The organism is [Ruminococcus] torques ATCC 27756, assembly GCF_000153925.1.
Taxonomy (GTDB): Bacteria; Bacillota; Clostridia; order Lachnospirales; family Lachnospiraceae; genus Mediterraneibacter; species Mediterraneibacter torques.
The window spans coordinates 6,761-9,990 of record NZ_DS264352.1; the positions used below are offsets into that span (position 1 = coordinate 6,761).

Sequence of the window (3,230 nt, forward strand, 5' to 3'; positions counted from 1 at the left end):
AGCCAGTGGATTTTTAAGAAGAGAGGAATGGCGGGAATGAAGTAGCGAGAAAAGAGGTGAGAATCCTCTTGGCCGAATATCTAAGGTTTCAGGGTAAAGCTGATCTGCCCTGGGTAAGTCGGGGCTAAGGCGAGGTCGAAAGACGTAGTCGATGGATAACAGGTTGAAATTCCTGTACTATCCTGTAACAGAACTGTGGGGACGCAGACAGAGAGCACAAGCCGGGAATGGAAAGACCGGTGCAAGCGAGGTAGGAGTACATCAGGCAAATCCGGTGTGCAATCCGAAGACGTGATGCGGATCGAAAAGAAGTAGAGAAGTGTGTGAGCTGGCTGCCAAGAAAAGCCGCTATTGTTTACAGGATACCCGTACCGTAAACCGACACAGGTGGATGAGGAGAGAATCCTAAGGCCGACGGGAGAAGCATTGTTAAGGAACTCGGCAAAATGACTCCGTAACTTCGGGAGAAGGAGTGCCATGCGAATGGCCGCAGAGAATTGGCCCAAGCAACTGTTTAGCAAAAACACAGGTCTATGCGAAACCGAAAGGTGAGGTATATGGGCTGACGCCTGCCCGGTGCTGGAAGGTTAAGGGGAGAGGTTAGCGCAAGCGAAGCTTTGAACTTAAGCCCCAGTAAACGGCGGCCGTAACTATAACGGTCCTAAGGTAGCGAAATTCCTTGTCGGGTAAGTTCCGACCCGCACGAAAGGCGTAATGATTTGGGCACTGTCTCAACAATGCACCCGGTGAAATTGAAATACCAGTGAAGATGCTGGTTACCTGCGCCAGGACGGAAAGACCCCATGGAGCTTTACTCTAGCTTGATACTGGGATTCGATATTGCATGTACAGGATAGGTGGGAGACTAGGAAGTGGTGACGCCAGTTGCCATGGAGTCAATGTTGGGATACCACCCTTGCAGTATTGGGTTTCTAACCAGCAGCCGTGATCCGGCTGGGGGACAATGTCAGGTGGGGAGTTTGACTGGGGCGGTCGCCTCCGAAAGGGTATCGGAGGCGCTCAAAGGTTCCCTCAGAATGGTTGGAAACCATTCGAAGAGTGCAAAGGCAGAAGGGAGCTTGACTGCGACACCGACGGGTGGAGCAGGTACGAAAGTAGGACTTAGTGATCCGGTGGTATAAAGTGGGATTGCCATCGCTCAACGGATAAAAGCTACCCTGGGGATAACAGGCTTATCACTCCCAAGAGTTCACATCGACGGAGTGGTTTGGCACCTCGATGTCGGCTCATCGCATCCTGGGGCTGTAGTCGGTCCCAAGGGTTGGGCTGTTCGCCCATTAAAGCGGTACGCGAGCTGGGTTCAGAACGTCGTGAGACAGTTCGGTCCCTATCCGGCGTGGGCGTAGGATATTTGAGAGGAGCTGCCCTTAGTACGAGAGGACCGGGGTGGACTGGCCGCTGGTGTATCTGTTGTATTACCAAGTGCATAGCAGAGTAGCCAAGCCGGGAAGGGATAAACGCTGAAGGCATCTAAGCGTGAAGCCCCCCTCAAGATGAGATATCCCATAACGTCAAGTTAGTAAGACCCCTTGAAGACGACGAGGTAGATAGGGCAGAGGTGGAAGTGTGGCAACACATGGAGCTGACTGTTACTAATAGGTCGAGGGCATAACCAAAGCGGAGATAGGCACATGTCGTTGGTTAGCATCTGTGTTTTAGATGCTTATCAAAGACGGTACCCGTAAGGGTAGGATGAAAAAGATTCTTTGTATGTAGTTTTGAAGGTATATGTAAACGAGATATAAATAAGAAGAGAATATTTTCCAAACGGAATGAGAGAAGGCAGCGTCTGAAAAGGCGTTGTCTTTTTTTGCGGCAGAGGCAAGCTAAAGTCGGGCTTGTCAGAAATATTCTAATAATTATATGTGCCGGTTAAATATTTAAGGAAACACTGATTAATGATTTGATTTTCTTCAAGAATGGACATTGTATAATGATCAGTTCTGATTTTTTAAAAACAAGTGTCGTTTTTGTATTCCTGCCGGAGAAACGCATAAAAACCTTAGTTTTACAGATACTACCTTTATTGACAGAAATATGATAAAGATAGAAATTTGCAAAACGGAGGATTTTTTATGAAAGCAACAGGAATCGTAAGAAGGAATGATGATCTCGGCAGAGTGTAATCCGAAAGAAATCAGAAGAACGCTTCGTATACGCGAGGGAGATCCTTTGGAAATATTTTACTGACAGAAGAAAGGCGAAATTATTTTGAAAAAGTATTCTTCCCGATCGGTGAAATTTGGGAATGCCTGTAAAATTGTATGCGGAAAGTTTATCTCAGACAATGGGGTGTACAGTGTGTATTACAGATACAGATCAGGTTATCGCTGTTTCGGGAGCAGGTAAAAAAGATTTAGAAGAAAGATTTGTAAGAAAAGAGTTTCTTCAGGTTTTGGGAAACAGAGAAGTTTTAACGGCGTGTCAAGGAGATGACAGATATGTAAAAGTGACGGAAGAAATGAATGAATATGAGGATGAAGTTATATCTCCTATTATCAGCGCGGGAGATATAATCGGGGCAGTCGTTTTATTAAACAAAGATAAGAAAAAACATTTTGGCGAAGTAGAACAAAGAGTTGCCGTCAGCGCAGCGGATTTTTTGGGAAGACAAATGGAATAACAGCAAGAACAGCTTGGTAAATATGAGGGAAATAAGTATTTTCACCAGTCATAAATCTTTCGGGACAAACATATGCTTTATTAGTGATGATACGAAACGGGAGGTTTGTGATGGAAGCAAAAGAATATGGAAATGTTGGGAAAAAGGCGATCTGGTTCGTGAAATCACTTTTGTGTGGTTATATTGTGACAGGATTCTTACTTTTGATACTGGCGCTGATGCTTTATAAGCTTGGTTTGAGTGAACAAAATGTCAATGCCGGAATTGTTTTAATTTATGTGATTTCAACATTTTCCGCGGGTTTTGTACTTGGGAAGTTGGCGGGAAAAAGAAAATTCTTATGGGGGCTGTTTGCCGGAATAACATATTTTGTCCTGCTTATGCTGATTACTTTGGGAGTATACCATGCGTTTCAAGGGAATGTGACAAATATTGCTGTGACATTTTTGCTGTGCGCCGGAGGGGGAATGCTCGGAGGAATGATTGCCTGAAAACAGTTCATATCTCAATCATTTCTCAATCTTGCAGAGCAGTTAAAAATGTAGGTTTGTCAAACATATGTTACAGAATCCACCACAGTGCGAGG

1 protein-coding gene, 1 pseudogene and 2 other annotated features are annotated in these 3,230 nt (G+C 45.1%); the gene and the pseudogene both read left to right on the top strand.

Annotated elements, in window-relative coordinates:
• Window positions 1-40: 40 nt before the first annotated feature.
• Window positions 41-752 (top strand) — a sequence feature (23S ribosomal RNA rRNA prediction is too short).
• 3 nt (window positions 753-755) lie between these two features.
• Window positions 756-1,625: a sequence feature (23S ribosomal RNA rRNA prediction is too short), on the top strand.
• A 471-nt stretch (window positions 1,626-2,096) separates the two neighbouring features.
• Window positions 2,097-2,644 (top strand): annotated as a pseudogene (locus tag RUMTOR_RS06385) (stage V sporulation T C-terminal domain-containing protein).
• Window positions 2,645-2,754: 110 nt separating this feature from the next.
• Window positions 2,755-3,135, top strand: a complete 381-nt coding sequence (locus RUMTOR_RS06390) for a TIGR04086 family membrane protein (protein WP_009243477.1) — start codon at window positions 2,755-2,757, stop codon at window positions 3,133-3,135.
• Window positions 3,136-3,230: the final 95 nt, after the last annotated feature.

Coding starts and splice junctions, on each gene's coding strand:
- RUMTOR_RS06390 (WP_009243477.1), top strand. CDS start 2,755: ATGGAAGCAAAAGAATATGGAAATGTTGGGAAAAAGGCGATCTGGTTC.